12 protein-coding genes are annotated in these 16193 nt (G+C 33.4%); 9 read left to right on the top strand and 3 right to left on the bottom strand.

The window, feature by feature from the left end; all coding sequences use genetic code 11:
• Positions 1 to 17: 17 nt before the first annotated feature.
• The 9 genes from Q9Q97_RS00055 to Q9Q97_RS00015 all read left to right on the top strand — a co-directional run bounded on the left by Q9Q97_RS00055 (position 18) and on the right by Q9Q97_RS00015 (position 13553).
• Entirely contained in the window at positions 18 to 2030 is a 2013-nt protein-coding gene (locus Q9Q97_RS00055; protein ID WP_306153178.1) for a DUF3857 domain-containing protein, read from the top strand.
• A gap of 4 nt (positions 2031 to 2034) precedes the next feature.
• Positions 2035 to 3951: a DUF3857 domain-containing protein gene (locus tag Q9Q97_RS00050; protein WP_306153176.1), complete on the top strand. Its 1917-nt coding sequence runs from the start codon at positions 2035 to 2037 to the stop codon at positions 3949 to 3951.
• A 3-nt stretch (positions 3952 to 3954) separates the two neighbouring features.
• Positions 3955 to 5943 (top strand): DUF3857 domain-containing protein, encoded by a 1989-nt coding sequence (locus Q9Q97_RS00045; RefSeq protein WP_306153174.1) that lies wholly within the window; start codon positions 3955 to 3957, stop codon positions 5941 to 5943.
• A gap of 4 nt (positions 5944 to 5947) precedes the next feature.
• A complete protein-coding gene (locus Q9Q97_RS00040; protein ID WP_306153172.1) occupies positions 5948 to 7918 on the top strand; it encodes a transglutaminase domain-containing protein in 1971 nt (656 codons plus the stop codon).
• 3 nt (positions 7919 to 7921) lie between these two features.
• Positions 7922 to 8248, top strand: a complete 327-nt coding sequence (locus Q9Q97_RS00035; RefSeq protein WP_007811153.1) for a nucleotide pyrophosphohydrolase — start codon at positions 7922 to 7924, stop codon at positions 8246 to 8248.
• 134 nt (positions 8249 to 8382) lie between these two features.
• Positions 8383 to 9612, top strand: a complete 1230-nt coding sequence (gene aroA, locus Q9Q97_RS00030) for a 3-phosphoshikimate 1-carboxyvinyltransferase (protein WP_306153166.1) — start codon at positions 8383 to 8385, stop codon at positions 9610 to 9612.
• A 328-nt stretch (positions 9613 to 9940) separates the two neighbouring features.
• Positions 9941 to 10990 carry a tRNA preQ1(34) S-adenosylmethionine ribosyltransferase-isomerase QueA gene (gene queA, locus Q9Q97_RS00025; protein ID WP_306153164.1) on the top strand — a complete coding sequence of 350 codons (1050 nt, stop codon included), beginning with the start codon at positions 9941 to 9943 and terminating at the stop codon, positions 10988 to 10990.
• Between the two features lie 308 nt (positions 10991 to 11298).
• A complete protein-coding gene (kynU, locus tag Q9Q97_RS00020) occupies positions 11299 to 12573 on the top strand; it encodes a kynureninase (RefSeq protein WP_306153162.1) in 1275 nt (424 codons plus the stop codon).
• A gap of 533 nt (positions 12574 to 13106) precedes the next feature.
• A complete protein-coding gene (locus tag Q9Q97_RS00015) occupies positions 13107 to 13553 on the top strand; it encodes a YMGG-like glycine zipper-containing protein (RefSeq protein ID WP_306153160.1) in 447 nt (148 codons plus the stop codon).
• Between the two features lie 56 nt (positions 13554 to 13609).
• On the opposite strand, the gene Q9Q97_RS00010 is transcribed toward Q9Q97_RS00015, so the two are convergent.
• The 3 genes from Q9Q97_RS00010 to Q9Q97_RS23255 all read right to left on the bottom strand — a co-directional run.
• Positions 13610 to 15406, bottom strand: a complete 1797-nt coding sequence (locus tag Q9Q97_RS00010; RefSeq protein WP_306153158.1) for a hypothetical protein — start codon at positions 15404 to 15406, stop codon at positions 13610 to 13612.
• Between the two features lie 231 nt (positions 15407 to 15637).
• A complete protein-coding gene (locus Q9Q97_RS00005) occupies positions 15638 to 15952 on the bottom strand; it encodes a GIY-YIG nuclease family protein (protein WP_306154836.1) in 315 nt (104 codons plus the stop codon).
• Between the two features lie 115 nt (positions 15953 to 16067).
• A partial coding sequence (locus Q9Q97_RS23255; protein ID WP_371878203.1) for an integrase core domain-containing protein occupies positions 16068 to 16193 on the bottom strand: 126 nt, incomplete at its 5' end.

The following is a 16193-nucleotide window of genomic DNA, read 5'->3' as shown; positions in this document are numbered from 1 at the left end:
CAAACCAAAAATTACCAATGAAAATTATTAAACTACTTAGCCTGTCTGTGATTTTATTGATCGCTCCCAAAGCGATTTCACAGGAATTTAAACTCGGAAAGGTCTCTGTTGCAGAATTGGAACAGAAAGTACATCCAAAAGATACTGCAGCTGTTGCGGCAATTCTTTATAAAAAAGGAGTTTCAAGAATGGAGTATGATCAAAATGATGGTTTTTACATGGCAACCGATGTAGAGACCCGTATTAAGATTTATAAAAAAGAGGGTTACGAATGGGCAAATCAGCAAGTTTGGTATCGTAACACTACAAATTTAAAAGAAAGAGTATTTTTTGCAGATGCCGTGACCTATAATCTTGTGAACGGGAAAATAGAAAAAACCAAATTGAAAAGTGATGGTTCATTTGATGAAGTTATTTCGAAATACAGAGGGCAAAAAAAGATCACAATGCCAAACGTAAAAGAAGGTTCTGTAATCGAATTTCGTTACACTATAAAATGTCCAAATGCAGGTATAATTCGTGATTGGGATTTTCAGGCTTCGATTCCTGTAAACTATTCAGAGTTTAAAGTTGCTTATCCGGAATATTATGTTTTTAAACCAAGACAAAAAGGTTATATTTTTCCGAAAGTGACAACATCAAAAAATTCAAAATCTATTACGATTAATAGTAAAGAAAGAAGTGGTGGACGTGTTTCCAGCACTAATTTTTCTTCTGATAATATTGATTATATAGAAACAGAAACTATTTATGTGGCTCAGGATTTTCCAGCGATGAAAGATGAAAGTTTTGTGAATAATATTGACAACTATACATCAAGCGTTCAGCATGAATTGTCTTTAGTTCATTTTCCAAATAGCCCAATGAAGGAATATTCTACAGACTGGAATTCTGTTGTAAAAACAATTTACGAATATGACGATTTTGGTCCAGAGCTTAATAAAACAGGATATTTTGAAGAGGATTTGAAAAAACTGCTGACAGGAATTGATGGTCAGGATGAAAGAATCTGGGCAATTTTAAACTATGTAAAAGCAAATGTAAAGTGGAATAACTATACAGGTTATAGCTGTGATAATGGTGTGAAAAAAGCTTACAAAGAAAAAACAGGAAATATTGCCGATATCAATTTAATGCTTACGGCGATGTTGCGTTCGTCAGGGTTAACTGCAAATCCAGTTTTAGTAAGCACACGTGATAACGGAATTGCATTATTTCCAAACAGAAATGCTTTTGACTATGTTGTTGCTGCAGTTGAAACTCCTAATGGATATATTTTGCTGGACGCAACTGACAAATATTCAACTCCAAATGTTCTTCCGTATAGAACATTAAACTGGTTTGGAAGACTGATAAGAAAAGACGGTTCTTCTGAAGAAATAGATTTAATGCCTAAAAAGGCATCGAATGATTTTGTTTTCCTGAATTATGATATTGATGCTAATGGGAAAATCACGGGAAAAACTAGAAGACAATGTACCGACTACAATGCAATGATCAGTAGAGCAAACTTCGAAAAATTGAAGGAGGAGGAATACCTTGAAAAATTAGAAAATAATAATAGAAAGATTGAAATAAGTGATTATTCAAGAACAAACGAAAAAGAGCTTTTGTCTCCAACAATTGAGACTTATTCATTTACAGGAAATGATTTGTGTGAAGTGATTGGGGGTAAAATTTATGTAAATCCGCTGTTATTCTTTACTCAGGATAAAAATCCATTCAAACAGGAAGTGCGTGAATACCCAGTAGATTTTGGTTATCCATTTTCAGATAAATTTAATATTTCTATCAAAATTCCAGAAGGCTATACTGTAGAAACTTTGCCCGCAGCAGTTGCTTACAATATGGAAAACAATTTGGGAAGCTTTAAGTTTAATATTGCCCAAAACGAGAATGTTTTACAAATAATGGTAACCAATCAAATCAATGAAGCAATTGTTTCGACAGAACAGTATGAAATGTTGAAAGAATACTACAAAGGCATGATTGCGAAGCAAACCGAAAAAATCGTTTTAAAACGTATTTAGTAAGATGAGAAATTTTATAATTTCTATCTTTTTGTTTTGTGCATTTCTGAAAGGAATTGCACAAAATGCTTCTTTAGGAAATGTTACAATAGCACAGCTGGAAGAAAAAAGGCATCCAAAAGATTCAACTTCGGCGGCGGCTATTTTGTATAGTAATATCGCTTTAAATCTTAGTAGTAATGGAAACTCTCAAAAGACGACCACTAAGAAAATTAAGATTTATAAAAGCGAAGGCTATTATTTGTCAAATATTGCAATTTATTTTGCGGCAGGAAAACTAAGTTATGTACATATAGTGAGTGCCTTTACTTATAATTTAGTTGACGGAAAAATTGTAAAGACAAAACTCAAACCTGAAAATGAGTTTATCGAAAAAAACAATACCAGTTACTGGATTAAAAAAATAGCTTTTCCAGAAGTAAAAGAAGGTTCCATTATTGAATTTCAGTACACCGAAGAAGGTGGTTTCTCTACTCTTTACAATTGGAATTTTCAAGAAAATATCCCAGTCAATTATTCTGAGCTTAAAACCATTTTTCCAGATGCTTTTGTGTTTAAAAAAAATCTGAAAGGTTTTTTTGCGCCCAAAATAACTTCGAAAGTGGCTAACACTTACAATTATATTGCTACAGAAACAAGTTATGTTTTTCAGAATCTGCCAGCAATGAAAGAAGAAGCTTTTGTAAATAATATTGACAATTACAGAACAGGAATTACTATTGAGTTAGAAAGAATTTCTGTTCCTGGACAGTTTTATAAGACATTGTCATCAGACTGGACAAGTGTTGCCAAAACTATTTATGATTTTGATTCCTTCGGGACAGAATTAAATAAATCGGGCTATTTTGAAGAAGATCTTAAAGTATTATTGGAAGGAAAAACAGCAGCTAATGCGAAAATTACTGCGATTTTAGAATATGTGAAATCAAATGTAAAATGGAATCAGCATGCTGGCTATTCTTGCGAAAAAGGAGTTCGTAAAGCTTACAAAGAAAAAATAGGAAATAGTGCAGATATTAATTTAATGCTTACCGCAATGCTTCGAGAGGCGAAACTTAAAGCAAATCCTGTTTTGATTAGTACCCGTTCAAACGGAATTGCTTTTTTTCCGAATCTAAATGCTTTCAATTATGTGATTGCAGCTGTTGAATCAGGAGACGAAATGATACTGCTCGATGCGACAGATCCTTTCTCTGCTCCAAACGTACTTCCTTTAAGAGATTTAAATTGGATAGGAAGATTAATTCGTAAAGACGGAACTTCAGAAAGCATTGATTTGGCTCCTAAAAAGTTTGCAGCAGATAATGTTGCAATAGATTATACTATCGAAGCTGGAGGCAGAATAAAAGGAAAAGTAAGATGCCAGTACACAGAGCACAAAGCAATGGACTGCAGAAATAATTTTGAAAAAACGAAAGAAGACGCCTATCTCGACGATCTCGAAAATAAATATGGTAAAATCGAAATAAGCGATTATAGCAGATCAAATGAAAAAGATGTTTTGTTGCCAGCTGTAGAAAGCTTTTCGTTTACAAGCACCAATTTTTGTGAATTAATAGGAGACAAAATATATATTAAGCCAATGCTCTTTTTTGCTAATACAAAAAATCCTTTTAAGCAGGAAACAAGAGAATATCCTGTCGATTTTGGATTTCCTTTTTTAGAAAAATACAATATTAGCATACGAATTCCTGAAGGTTATGCGCTAGAAACAATTCCTGTTGGAGGAGTAGTCGCGATGGACGAAGATTTAGGAGTTTTTAGATATAACATTGCAGTCATTGATAATACGCTACAATTATTAGTGTCACATCAAATTAATTCGCCTATAGTGTCTAAAGAACAATACGTAATTCTAAAAGATTACTACAAAGAAATGATCGCAAAACAAACCGAAAAAATCGTTTTAAAACGTATTTAAATTATGTTGAGATTTCTCCTAATTTGTACTGCCCTTTTGGGAAGTACAATAACTATTCAAGCTCAAAAATATGAATTGGGCAAAGTAACAATTTCAGAATTAAATGAGAAAGTTCATCCTAAAGATAGCAGCGCGCCCGCTGCTATCTTATTTAAAAAGGGAAGGACTTATTTTGGTTATAACAAGGATGTTGGATTTTATGCCAACCATGTCTGCGAGGTAAAAATCAAAATTTACAAGAAAGAAGGTTTGAGCTGGGCAGACCAGAGAGTGCGTTTTTATATTGGATACGAAAAGTTAAATGAAGACCGTTTAGAGTTTTCAGATGCGGTTACGTATAATTTGGAAAACGGAAACATTGTAAAAACTAAACTAAATAATCAAGGAGAATTTAAAACCAAAATCAATAAATACTGGAAAGAAAAGACCATTACATTGCCAAATGTAAAAGTGGGTTCTATTATTGAGTACAAATATGTTTTAAAATCGGAAAATCTTATAAAATTTCCAGATTTTGATATTCAGTTTGACATTCCTGTCGACTATTTTTATTACAAGACACAAATTCCAGAATTTTTTATTTATAAGCCAATTTTAATTGGAGAAATTCCGCTTACAACGGAATCTAAATTTACAAGTGCTAGTCAGAGTTTTGACAATGCTTACAGTCAGACCAGTTCCTTTAGCTACAAACAAATTGAAACCTTTTATGAAGGAAAAGATGTTCCTGCGTTAAAAGAGGAACCGTATATCAATAATCTTGAAAATTATCGAGGCAGTATTCAGCAGGAACTAGAAAGAGTTCGTATGCCAGATCAGCCTGTTAAAGATTACAGTTTGACATGGGAGGGCGTTGCACAAACAATTTTTAAAGACGAGAGTTTTGGCAAACAGCTTAATGAAGCCTCTTTGTTTACAGATGATCTCAATAAATTATTGACAAACGTAGAAGATAAAAATGAAAGATTGAATCTGATTTTTACGTATGTTAAGAATCGAATGAACTGGAATGAAATTAATAGCTGTCATACAGAAAAAGGAGTTGTAAAAGCTTATAAAGATCAAACGGGGAATGTTGCAGAAATTAATTTTATTTTGATCAATATGCTTCGTGCGGCTGGTATAGAAGCAAATCCTGTTTTGGTAAGTACAATCCAGAACGGACTTCCGGTTTATCCCACAAGAACAGGATTTAATTATGTAATAGTTGCAGCAGATATTGATGGAAAAAGAATCCTTTTGGATGCAACGCATAAACTTACTTCTCCTAACATTTTACCATTAAATGTATTAAACTGGAAAGGAAGATTGGTTAAGAAAGATGGCAGTTCGCAAGAAATAGAATTAGATCCTGCATCACAATCTAAAGAAATTTATACTCTTATGGTTAAAGTGGATCCTGACGGAAAAATGAATGGTCAGGCGAGGGTGCAGCGAACAGATTATGATGCGTACAGCTTTAGAGAAGAAAACAATGCTAAAACGGAGGATTCTTATCTGGAAAAATTTGAGAATAAATTGGGAGGATTGACGATTTCAAATTATAAAATAGAGAATCAGAAATCAAATTTAGATCAGTCGGTTATAGAAACTTTTACTTTTGCTTCAGACAGCCGTTCAGATATTATTGGAGGAAAGATCTTTGTAAATCCGTTATTGTTTTTCACACAAACGAAAAATCCATTCAATCAGGAAAATAGAGTTATGCCAGTTTATTTTGGGTATAAAAATTTGGAAAGATTTACTTTTAATGTCGAAATTCCACAAGGTTATACAGTAGAATCGATGCCAAAACCGGTTAAAATCTCTTCAGAAGACAAAAAGATGTCGTTTATTTTAAATTTTTCAGTTTCAGAAAACAAAATTCAAATTATAAGCCAAAAAGAAATCAACAATAGTATTTTTGCAGCTGAGGATTACGGAATGATAAAAGAGTTTTTTCAGAAAATGATTGTAAGCCAAAATGAAAAAATTGTTCTAAAAAAAATATGATAAAATGAATTTTCGTCCGCTTGCCATTTTTCTTTTTCTGATTCTTTTTACTTCTGGAATTAACGCTCAAAATTTTGAATTGGGAAAAGTAACCATTCAGGAATTACAGGAAAAAGAAAACCCTAAAGATACTTTTGCGCCAGCGGCCATTTTATTTAAAAAAGGAAGAACCTATTTTACTTATACAGAAGAAAATGGTTTTATTGCCAATCATGTTTACGAATTCAGAATTAAAATTTATAAAAAAGAAGGATTAAGCTGGGCAACTCAAAAAGTATCTTATTACGTAGGATACGAGAACTTAAGAGACGATAAAGTCTCCTTTTCAGACGCTGTAACATACAATCTCGTAAACGGAGAAATCGTAAAAACAAAAATGAAAAGCGATGGCAATTTTAATAATAAAGTAAATCAATATTGGAACGTTGCCTCAATCACGCTTCCTAATGTAAAAGAAGGATCTGTTATAGAATTTAAATATGTTTTAAAATCTGAAAACTTGGTTCGTCTTCCTGATTTTGAATTTCAGTATGATATTCCAGTCAATTATTTTGAATATAAATCTGAAATTCCAGAATTCTTTATTTATAAAACGCTTATTGTTGGCAACATAAAACCAGAAATGAGCGGAGAGGTAGAGAATATCAAACAGATTTACGCTAGCAATTACAAGCAAATTCGAAGCTTATATACCGGAAAAGACGTTCCTGCATTAAAAGAAGAAAGCTTTATTGATAATATAGACAACTATAGAGGTTCAATTCAAAATGAACTAGAACTAAAAAGATTTCCAGATAAGCCAGTCGTAGATTATACTAAAACCTGGGAAGGACTGGCATCCACTACTTACAAAGACGCTGAATTTGGAAAGGAATTATCCGAAAGAAGTTTTTTTGAAGAAGATTTGAAGAAACTCCTGCAAAACACAAATTCTCCAAAACAACGTATGGATACCATTTTTAAATTTGTTCAGAACAGAATGAATTGGGATAAAAAGAGAGGTTATTATACGGTTAAGGGAGTTAAAAAAGCTTACCAAGAACAAGCAGGGAATGTGGCTGAAATAAATCTATTGCTGATTGCCATGTTAAAGTCGGCCAAAATTGAAGCAAATCCTGTTTTGGTAAGCACGACCGAAAATGGAATTCCGTTATTTCCTAACCGTACCGTTTTTAATTATGTAATTGCTGCAGCCGAAATTGACGGAGAGCAGATTTTAATGGATGCATCTAATAAATTTACTATTCCAAATATTCTTCCGTTAAACGTTTTAAACTGGAAAGGTCGACTAATTAAAAGCGATGGTTTTTCTAAAGAAATTGAATTGATTCCGACAAGTTTTTCAAAACGCATCAATACCATAAAAGTGTCATTGTCGCCAGAAACAGCTCAGCTTAACGGAACTTTATCTCTACAGAAAACAGATTATCAAGCACTTTCTTTTAGAGAAAATTATGGAGGTAAAGCCAATGAAAGCAACATCGAAAGATTGGAAAATGATTTTGGAGGAATTGAAATAGAAGATTATAAAATTGAAAATCAAAACAGCAATTTATCGAAACCTGTTTTTGAAAAAATCACATTTAGTTCCAATAAAGCCTATGACATAATTGGAGACAAAATAGTGCTCAATCCACTGCTGTTTTTTACTTACGGAAGCAATCCTTTTAAATTAGAAAAAAGGCAAATGCCAATTTACTTTGGTTATCCAGAACAAAGAAAGTATAATCTATTTTTGAAAATACCAGATGGTTATAAGGTAGAATCGGTGCCAACTCCATTAAGAATTGTAATGGAAGATAAAGCGGCTTCGTACACCATGAACACGATGGCAGATGAAAGCCAGATACAAATTATAGTTACTCAGGAAATCAGCAAAGCTATTTTTCCGACCGATGATTACGATATGATTAGAGATTTTTTTCAGAAAATAATCGAAATTCAAAACAATAAAATAATTCTAAAAAAGACATAGAAGATGAACTTGAAAAATGCACAACTTGACGTAGATACTTGGATAAAAGAACACGGCGTTCGTTATTTTAACGAATTGACCAATATGGCACAACTAACAGAAGAAGTTGGAGAAGTGGCAAGGATTATTGCCCGCCGTTACGGAGAACAATCTGAAAAAGAAAGCGATAAAAACAAAGATTTAGGAGAAGAATTGGCGGATGTTGTTTTCGTAGTTTTATGTTTGGCAAATCAGACAGGAATCGATTTGCAAGCTGCTTTTGATAAAAAAATGGATCTAAAATCGGTTAGAGATAAAGATCGTCACAAAAACAATGATAAATTGAAATAATTGTGAAATATCACTCATAAGTTTTGAATTATGAGTTTTGAATTTTGAATTATGAATGGGGATTGGTAAATTGCGGGGCTGAATTATGCTTCTAATCATTCATAATTCATAATTCACAACTTACAATTAAAAAAATGAATTTAAAATTAAGCACGAATTCACCATTCACCATTGATGATTCGCAACTAAATATTACCGGTTCTAAAAGTGAAACGAACCGTTTATTGTTACTAAAAGCATTATTCCCAAATATTACTTTAGCCAATACATCAAACTCAGATGATAGCGAAGTAATGCAGAAAGCTCTTGCTGGAAATGATGAAATTGTAGACATTCACCACGCAGGAACGGCAATGCGTTTTCTTACGGCTTATTTTTCGGTTAACGAAGGCAGAGAAGTGGTTCTGACAGGTTCGAGCAGAATGCAGGAACGTCCGATTAAAATTTTGGTTGAAGCTTTAGCACAATTAGGTGTTGAGATTTCATACGAAAAAAATGAAGGTTACCCGCCAATTAGAATTAAAGGAAAAAAAGTTACTGCTTCAAAAGTAACTCTGGCAGCAAATGTGAGCAGCCAATATATTTCAGCACTTTTACTAGTAGCTTCAAAATTAGACAATGGTTTAGAGCTAACTTTAGAAGGCGAAATTACTTCAATTCCGTATATCAAAATGACTTTAGCTTTGCTAGCTGATTTAGATATTCAGACTAGTTTTGAAGGAAACGTAATTAAAGTTTATCCAAAAACTTCAGTTGAAACCAAAGAGATGGTAGTCGAATCAGATTGGAGTTCTGCCTCTTATTTCTTCAGTCTTGTAGCTTTATCAGATGCGGCAAAAATCACTTTGAGCAGTTATAAAGAAAACAGTCTTCAGGGAGATTCTGAATTGGTTTCGCTTTACGCGAAAATGGGAGTAAAGACCACTTTCGAAAACAATAAAATGACTTTGAAAAAAGTTTCTGGATTCAATTACGAAGATGTAAATTTTGAATTGAATAATACGCCAGATATTGCTCAGACTATTGTAGTAACGTGTTTAGGTTTAGGAATCGGATGCCATTTAACAGGGCTTCATACTTTAAAAATTAAAGAAACAGATCGTTTAGAAGCTCTAAGAAATGAGCTTACTAAATTGGGCGCTAATATTTCGGTGACTAATGACAGTTTGACTTTAGTGCGTTCAGAAAATATTAATCACGACATTCATATTGCAACTTATAATGATCACCGTATGGCAATGGCATTTGCGCCGCTTGCGATTAAAGTACCTATTATCATTGACGATGCAGAAGTGGTTTCAAAATCATACCCAGATTTCTGGAATGACTTAAAAGCATTAAATTTTCAAATTGAAGAAATTTAATTTTTTTTTGAACCATATAAGCCATATAAGTTCATTTTTAGCTTAACTGGCTGAATAAGCTTAATATCAATTGCCTCCAGTTTTAACTGGAGGTATTTTTTTAGCATCATTTTTTGGCTTTAGCCGAATTATAGTTCTAGTTTAAAATGAACTTATATCACTTATATGGTTTAAAAAAGTCAATCTGAAACCTCAGTAAATCAAGGACTTTTGAAAATAAAAGGCAAAACACTTGACAACGCCTATCTCACAATCGTATATTTGCAACCGATTTAAAATTTTAGATATACAAATCTAAAATCTACACGCTAAAATCTATAATTCAAATATGAAATTATCACACTTCAATTTCAACTTACCGAAAGAACTTTTGGCTGAATTCCCAGCAGAAAACAGAGACGAATCTCGCTTAATGGTAATTGACCGTAAAAAAAACACTATCGAACATAAAATGTTTAAAGACGTTATCAACTATTTTGATGACGGAGACGTTTTAATTCTTAATAATACAAAAGTTTTCCCTGCGCGTTTGTATGGAAACAAAGAAAAAACAGGAGCTAGAATTGAGGTTTTCTTATTAAGAGAATTAAATTCTGAGCAAAGACTTTGGGACGTTTTAGTAGACCCAGCTAGAAAAATCCGTATTGGTAACAAACTTTATTTTGGTGATGACGATTCGTTAGTTGCTGAGGTAATCGACAATACAACTTCTCGTGGTAGAACTTTACGTTTCTTATATGACGGATCTTACGAAGAATTCAGAAACAAATTGACAGAACTTGGAGAGACTCCAATTCCTAAATACATCAACAGAGAAGTAACTGCTGAAGATGCTGAAAGATACCAAACTATTTATGCAAAAGAAGAAGGAGCAGTAGCAGCGCCAACTGCAGGTTTACACTTCTCTAAACACCTTTTGAAAAAATTAGAAATCAAAGGAGTAAATTTTGCTGAGGTAACTTTACACGTAGGTTTAGGAACTTTTAACCCAGTTGAGGTAGAAGATTTATCAAAACACAAAATGGATTCTGAGGAATTGATCATTACTCAAAAAGCTTGTGATATCGTAAACGAAGGAAAAGCAAAGAAAAAACGTATTTGTGCTGTAGGAACAACTTCTATGCGTGCAATTGAAAGTTCGGTTTCTTCTGCAAACACTTTAAATCCATACGAAGGATGGACAAATAAATTCATTTTCCCTCCTCACGATTTCAGTATTGCAAACTGTATGATTACAAACTTCCACACACCAAAATCAACATTGTTAATGATGATTTCTGCTTTCTGTGGACACGATTTAATGAAAAAAGCATACGAAGAAGCGATCAAAGAAGGATACAAATTCTATTCTTACGGAGACGCAATGTTGATTCTATAATTAGCATTTATCATAAAAAAAGACCCGACAAGTTTTCAAGACCTGTCGGGTTTTTTCGTTTTTATTTGTTTCAAGTTCGTTGTGAAATTTAACCGCAAAGTTCGCAAGGATTTTTTTTACTCGGTTTGTGTTTGCAAAATGAAAAAGAACGCAAAGCTTTGCGAACTTATTAACGTTTGTAAACGTTCAGTTTGATAAAAAATCCTTGCGGACTTTGCGGTAAAAAACACAAAGCATTTCAACTTGAAACATTAAACCTGAAACAAAACAAACAAAATTTGTTATTTTAGCACACAAAACAAAAAACAATGACTTTTCAAAATACACGCGAATTTGCACGAGAGCTTGATTCGCAAGACGCATTAAATAAGTATCAAGACGAATTTATTTTCCCTAAAGTAAATGATAAAAGAGTAATTTATTTTACAGGAAACTCTCTAGGATTACAGCCAAAACGCACCAAAGCCTACATTGACGAAGTAATGAACGACTGGGCAGAACTAGCTGTTGAAGGTCATTTTTATGCTGAAAAACCGTGGTGGGATTATCAGGAAAGATTTGCAGAACCGTTGAGTAAAATCGTAGGTGCGCTTCCATCAGAAGTTACGGTTATGAATACTTTGACGGTAAATCTTCACTTGTTGATGGTTTCTTTTTATCAGCCAAAAGGAAAACGTTACAAAATTATCTGCGAAGAAAAAGCTTTCCCGTCAGATCAGTATATGTTTCAGAGTCAGGTGAATTTTCACGGATACAAAGCTGAAGATGCTATTGTAGAAATTAAGCGCAGAGAAGGAGAACACAATATTCGTTTAGAAGATGTTTTAGCCAAAATCGAAGAAGTTGGCGATGAATTGGCTTTAGTATTAATAGGTGGAGTAAATTATTATACAGGGCAAGTTTTTGATATTAAAACCATAACTGCTGCTGGACAAAAAGCTGGAGCAAAAGTGGGCTGGGATTTAGCGCACGCAGCTGGAAATATCAAATTAGAACTGCACGATTGGAATGTCGATTTTGCTGCTTGGTGCAGTTACAAATATATGAATTCAGGTCCAGGAAATGCTTCGGGCTGTTTTGTTCACGAAAAACATCATAATTCAGATCTTCCAAGATTTGCGGGATGGTGGGGACACAATAAAGAACGTCGTTTTAAAATGGAACCTACTTTTGATCCCGTTCATGGAGCAGACGGATGGCAGATTAGTAATCTTCCCGTTCTTTCGCTGGCGCCTTATTTAGCTTCTGTAGAAATGTTTGCCGAAGTTGGAATGGATGCTTTAATCAAAAAGCGTGATCATATTACTTCTTATCTGGAATTTATTCTTCATGAAATTGATAAAGAAGTCGATAGTACTTTTGAAATTATAACGCCTACAAATCCAGAAGAAAGAGCTTCTCAGTTATCTGTATTTTTACACGGAGAAGGAAGAGCTTTGTTTGACTATTTAATGAAAAATGGAGTTATTACTGATTGGCGCGAACCAAACGTAATTCGCTTGGCTCCAGTTCCGTTGTATTGCTCTTATGAAGACATGTACGATTTCGGACAAATTCTGAAAAAAGGAATTTTAGGAAAGTAAGTTTTTTAAGTTGCAAAGTTGCAGAGTTGCAAAGGAACAAAGTTTTTTTGCCACTCCCGATTGCTACCGGGATAAAAGGATTAAAAGGATTTTTTTTGATCTGAGAATTTTTATAAAGATATCAATTGCCTCCAGCTTTAGCTGGAGGTTTTTTTTATGTTACAAATCAGGCTTTAGCCCAAACAGCAAAGTTTGGCTAAAGCCTTTTCGGTATTTCTTAATTTTACCTCCAGCTAAAGCAGGAGGCAATTCAAATTAAAACTTTGCGACTTAGCGTCTTTGCGAGATTATTATCTAGAAAAACAAAAATCTGCGAGAAATAATTTCTCCCGCAGATTTAGCAGATTCAGCAGAAAAAAAATCCTTTTAATCTTTTCAATCTGTGGCATAAAAAGTCTAGGGATAAAACTTTGCACCTTTGTCACTTTGCCACTCTGTCCCCTCAAATTTTATAATCTTTCAAAAAAATTCTGTAACAACTGTTATAGCAGATATTTCGTAATTTGTAATGTGTAATTTTTAAAATTTAGATCATGAAAGGCTTATATATATTATTGACCGTGATATTTTTAACTTCTTGCCAGCAACAAAGCAAAGAAGATATAAATAAAGCTAAACAAGCCAGCATTGATTCAATGAAAGTTGAGATTAACAAACAGCGTGTTATCGATTCGATGAAGACTGAAATGGCTAAAATAAATGCAGAAAAGATCGAGGCTCAGAAAGAAGCTCAGAAAGAGAAAGTTGTTGTAGTGCATCAGCAAGACGGAACAACAGCTGCGCCAGCCGCAACAGCTAAAAAGAAAGGTTGGAGTGCAACCGCTAAAGGTGCCGTAATTGGTGCTGGAGTTGGTGCTGCAACAGGAGCAATTGTCAGTAAGAAAAAAGGTGAAGGCGCTATTATTGGCGGATTAGCCGGAGCTGCGGTAGGAACTGGAACTGGAGCTGTTATTGACAGCAAGAATAAAAAGAAAGAATAGTATATCTATAAAATAAAAACAAACCCCAAATGTGACCACATTTGGGGTTTTCAATTTTAAACCAACTCTGAAACGGGAATTTTAATACCAACTAATTCTGATTTACAAGAATCGAGTTGATTTAGGTCACCTTTAAAGGGCATCGTCGATTCAAATAAATTTTTATAATACTCAATTCCATCCAACAGATTCGATTTAAAAGTATTCCATTTTTTTAGCTGAGCAGCTGTAAGTTCTCCAGAAAGAGATTGAATTTCATTTCTAAAATACTCCACATACATTTTAAGCTCTTTTATAAATAAGTTTGGACGTTCTGTTCTAATAACCGATTTGCCTTGATAAATATGCTGGATCATGTCTTTTAAAGAGACTTCTTGATCAAAATAAGCTAAGTTTGGTCCAGGGCAAATGACTACGCCTTGTGCCTGACCTTTTATTTTAATATCATTTTCCAGATAAGAAGCATTGGCTAAACCAACACACAAACATGACTTTTCGGTAATTTTGATTTTACATTTTTCAAATTCATCGGCAGATAAAGCATCTTTTTTTGCTTCTAATTCTTCCAATTTAATATCCTGATATTTTTTTGAAGCTGTACAAATTCCGTGTGGATCGTATTCTTTGCTTAAGGCTAAAAATTTCTTTGGGCAGGAACTTCCTGCTTTATTTTCATGAATTCGCTTTTGCTTAAAAAATTCATTCGTGGTTCCTTTCAACGTATTAAACGGAACTCCCAAAGGTGAAATATTACTTAGGTAAAAATCATCTTCTTTGGCATTCATCAATAAATTACGGGTTTCTTGGTCTACAGAAGTAGCTTCGGGAACCAATAAAAAAGGAGAACCCCAACCAATAGAATCAACATTGTATTTATCTAATAAAAATTCATGTTCTGCTGCTGTTCCAACTCCGCCTTGAACGGTAATTTTCAATTCTAAAGGTTTTTCAGGACAAGCCATATTTTTTGCCTGTAAAGCCTTAATCATTAATTCGTGGGCAGATTGTATCAATTGCTCTTTTTTCTCCTTGAATTCCTCTAAAATACTGCCCAATAAAAGGCCATCGGTAGCAAAGGCATGTCCGCCGCAGTTCAATCCTGACTCAATTCGGTATTCTGAAACCCAAAGCCCTTTTTTTGCTAAAAAATTTCCTTGAATCATTGCCGATCTAAAATCGCTTACTTTTAGGATAATTTTTTTTCTCAGAAAATTATTTTCATCTGGGAAAAAATCTTTGAAGTTTTCGAAATAACCGAACAATCTCGGATTCATTCCAGCAGAAAGCACCACCGAAGATTCCAGATTACTATTGGCAAAACCTCTTAAAGCGGCATGAGCATCATTAAATTCGGTAGGAAGCTGTTCGTTTTTGATAAAATTATCTTTGTCTAATTTCGTCATGATATTGACGTCAATCTCTCCAGGAAAAAGATGCGATTCAATATAATTCTGAATGTTTTCCTTAAAAGCAATTCCATCGTCCAGTAAATTCTGAAATCCTTTTTTAATATCAGAAGTATTAGGCAACATTGACATAAAGTTTTCTAAAGACGTTTTGCTTTCTGCCAATTCTGTTTTAAAATTTTCGAATTTCTCTTTTACAATTTTATCGACTAAATTTAAATAAGAGGTAATTCTTTCAGCACGATAATCGTGAAATTTTTGAGTGATTTCTTCGTATGGAATGTTGAATTTAGTGCTGTAAAAATTACGCATCTTTTCAATCAAATCATCATCGGCCAAAGCAACAACTGATGAAATTCCGTACTGCGCGACTCTTATTGGGCTGTCTATCGTATAGGCCAATCCCATTACCGGAATATGAAAAGTATGCAGATTTTTTTTTGTCATTTGTATTCGGATTAAAATAGAGACAAATGAAAAAAAATATTTCCTGCCAAAACCTGATAAATGTCAGGTTTGAAAGTAAGTGGCCTCTTTTTAATCTCATTTTTGTCATTCCGAGGAACGAGGAATCTTCGTAAGTAGCTCCGTAAAGCAAAAGCGCCCATTAGCCGCAGTCTTGTCATTCTGAGGAACGAAGAATCTTCGTAAGTAGCTCAACAAAGTATTTCGCCAATTTTAAGAAAATAAATAATTTAAAAAATCTAAATCAGGATTAATAGTTTTAATTAATTCTAATTTTTTATCTCTAGACCAACCCTTTATTTCTTTCTCACGTTTAATAGCTTCTTGAATCCAAGTAAATTTTTCATAGTATAAAAGAAATTCTGTTTTATATTTTGAAGCAAACGTTTTATTGCTAGCAGTTATGTTTTCAGCATGTTGGCTTAAACGAAGCCTTAAATTATTTGTTACTCCTGTATAAAATACAGTTTTGTACTTGTTTGTGATGATATAGATGTAATATGTATGATAACCTTCTGAAAATTGCATTTCGCTAAAGTAAATGTTTTTTAACAAAAGTAAGATTTTTCTTTTATTGCGAATACTTCATACTTTGTGGAGTTACTTGCGAAGATTCCTCCTCCGTCGGAATTGTAAAAGTCATTTATTTCGGTAACAGATTTTTCATATCAATTGGTGTTTTTCCATCAATTCCCTGATGCGGTCTTTCATGATTGTAATAGTATAGATATTGCAATAATTCTTCTTTTAATTCCTCTTGAGAGTCAAA

Origin of the sequence: Flavobacterium sp. DG2-3 (assembly GCF_030730925.1) — a bacterium.
Lineage (GTDB): Bacteria > Bacteroidota > Bacteroidia > Flavobacteriales > Flavobacteriaceae > Flavobacterium.
Note: the sequence above shows the minus strand (reverse complement) of the source record. Positions and strands in the feature narration are given on the sequence as shown.

Excerpts from the sequence above, each read along its gene's own strand:
- Q9Q97_RS00055 (WP_306153178.1), top strand. The coding sequence starts at position 18 with ATGAAAATTATTAAACTACTTAGCCTGTCTGTGATTTTATTGATCGCT.
- Q9Q97_RS00050 (WP_306153176.1), top strand. The coding sequence starts at position 2,035 with ATGAGAAATTTTATAATTTCTATCTTTTTGTTTTGTGCATTTCTGAAA.
- Q9Q97_RS00045 (WP_306153174.1), top strand. The coding sequence starts at position 3,955 with ATGTTGAGATTTCTCCTAATTTGTACTGCCCTTTTGGGAAGTACAATA.
- Q9Q97_RS00040 (WP_306153172.1), top strand. The coding sequence starts at position 5,948 with ATGAATTTTCGTCCGCTTGCCATTTTTCTTTTTCTGATTCTTTTTACT.
- Q9Q97_RS00035 (WP_007811153.1), top strand. The coding sequence starts at position 7,922 with ATGAACTTGAAAAATGCACAACTTGACGTAGATACTTGGATAAAAGAA.
- aroA (WP_306153166.1), top strand. The coding sequence starts at position 8,383 with ATGAATTTAAAATTAAGCACGAATTCACCATTCACCATTGATGATTCG.
- queA (WP_306153164.1), top strand. The coding sequence starts at position 9,941 with ATGAAATTATCACACTTCAATTTCAACTTACCGAAAGAACTTTTGGCT.
- kynU (WP_306153162.1), top strand. The coding sequence starts at position 11,299 with ATGACTTTTCAAAATACACGCGAATTTGCACGAGAGCTTGATTCGCAA.
- Q9Q97_RS00015 (WP_306153160.1), top strand. The coding sequence starts at position 13,107 with ATGAAAGGCTTATATATATTATTGACCGTGATATTTTTAACTTCTTGC.
- Q9Q97_RS00010 (WP_306153158.1), bottom strand. The coding sequence starts at position 15,406 with ATGACAAAAAAAAATCTGCATACTTTTCATATTCCGGTAATGGGATTG.
- Q9Q97_RS00005 (WP_306154836.1), bottom strand. The coding sequence starts at position 15,952 with ATGCAATTTTCAGAAGGTTATCATACATATTACATCTATATCATCACA.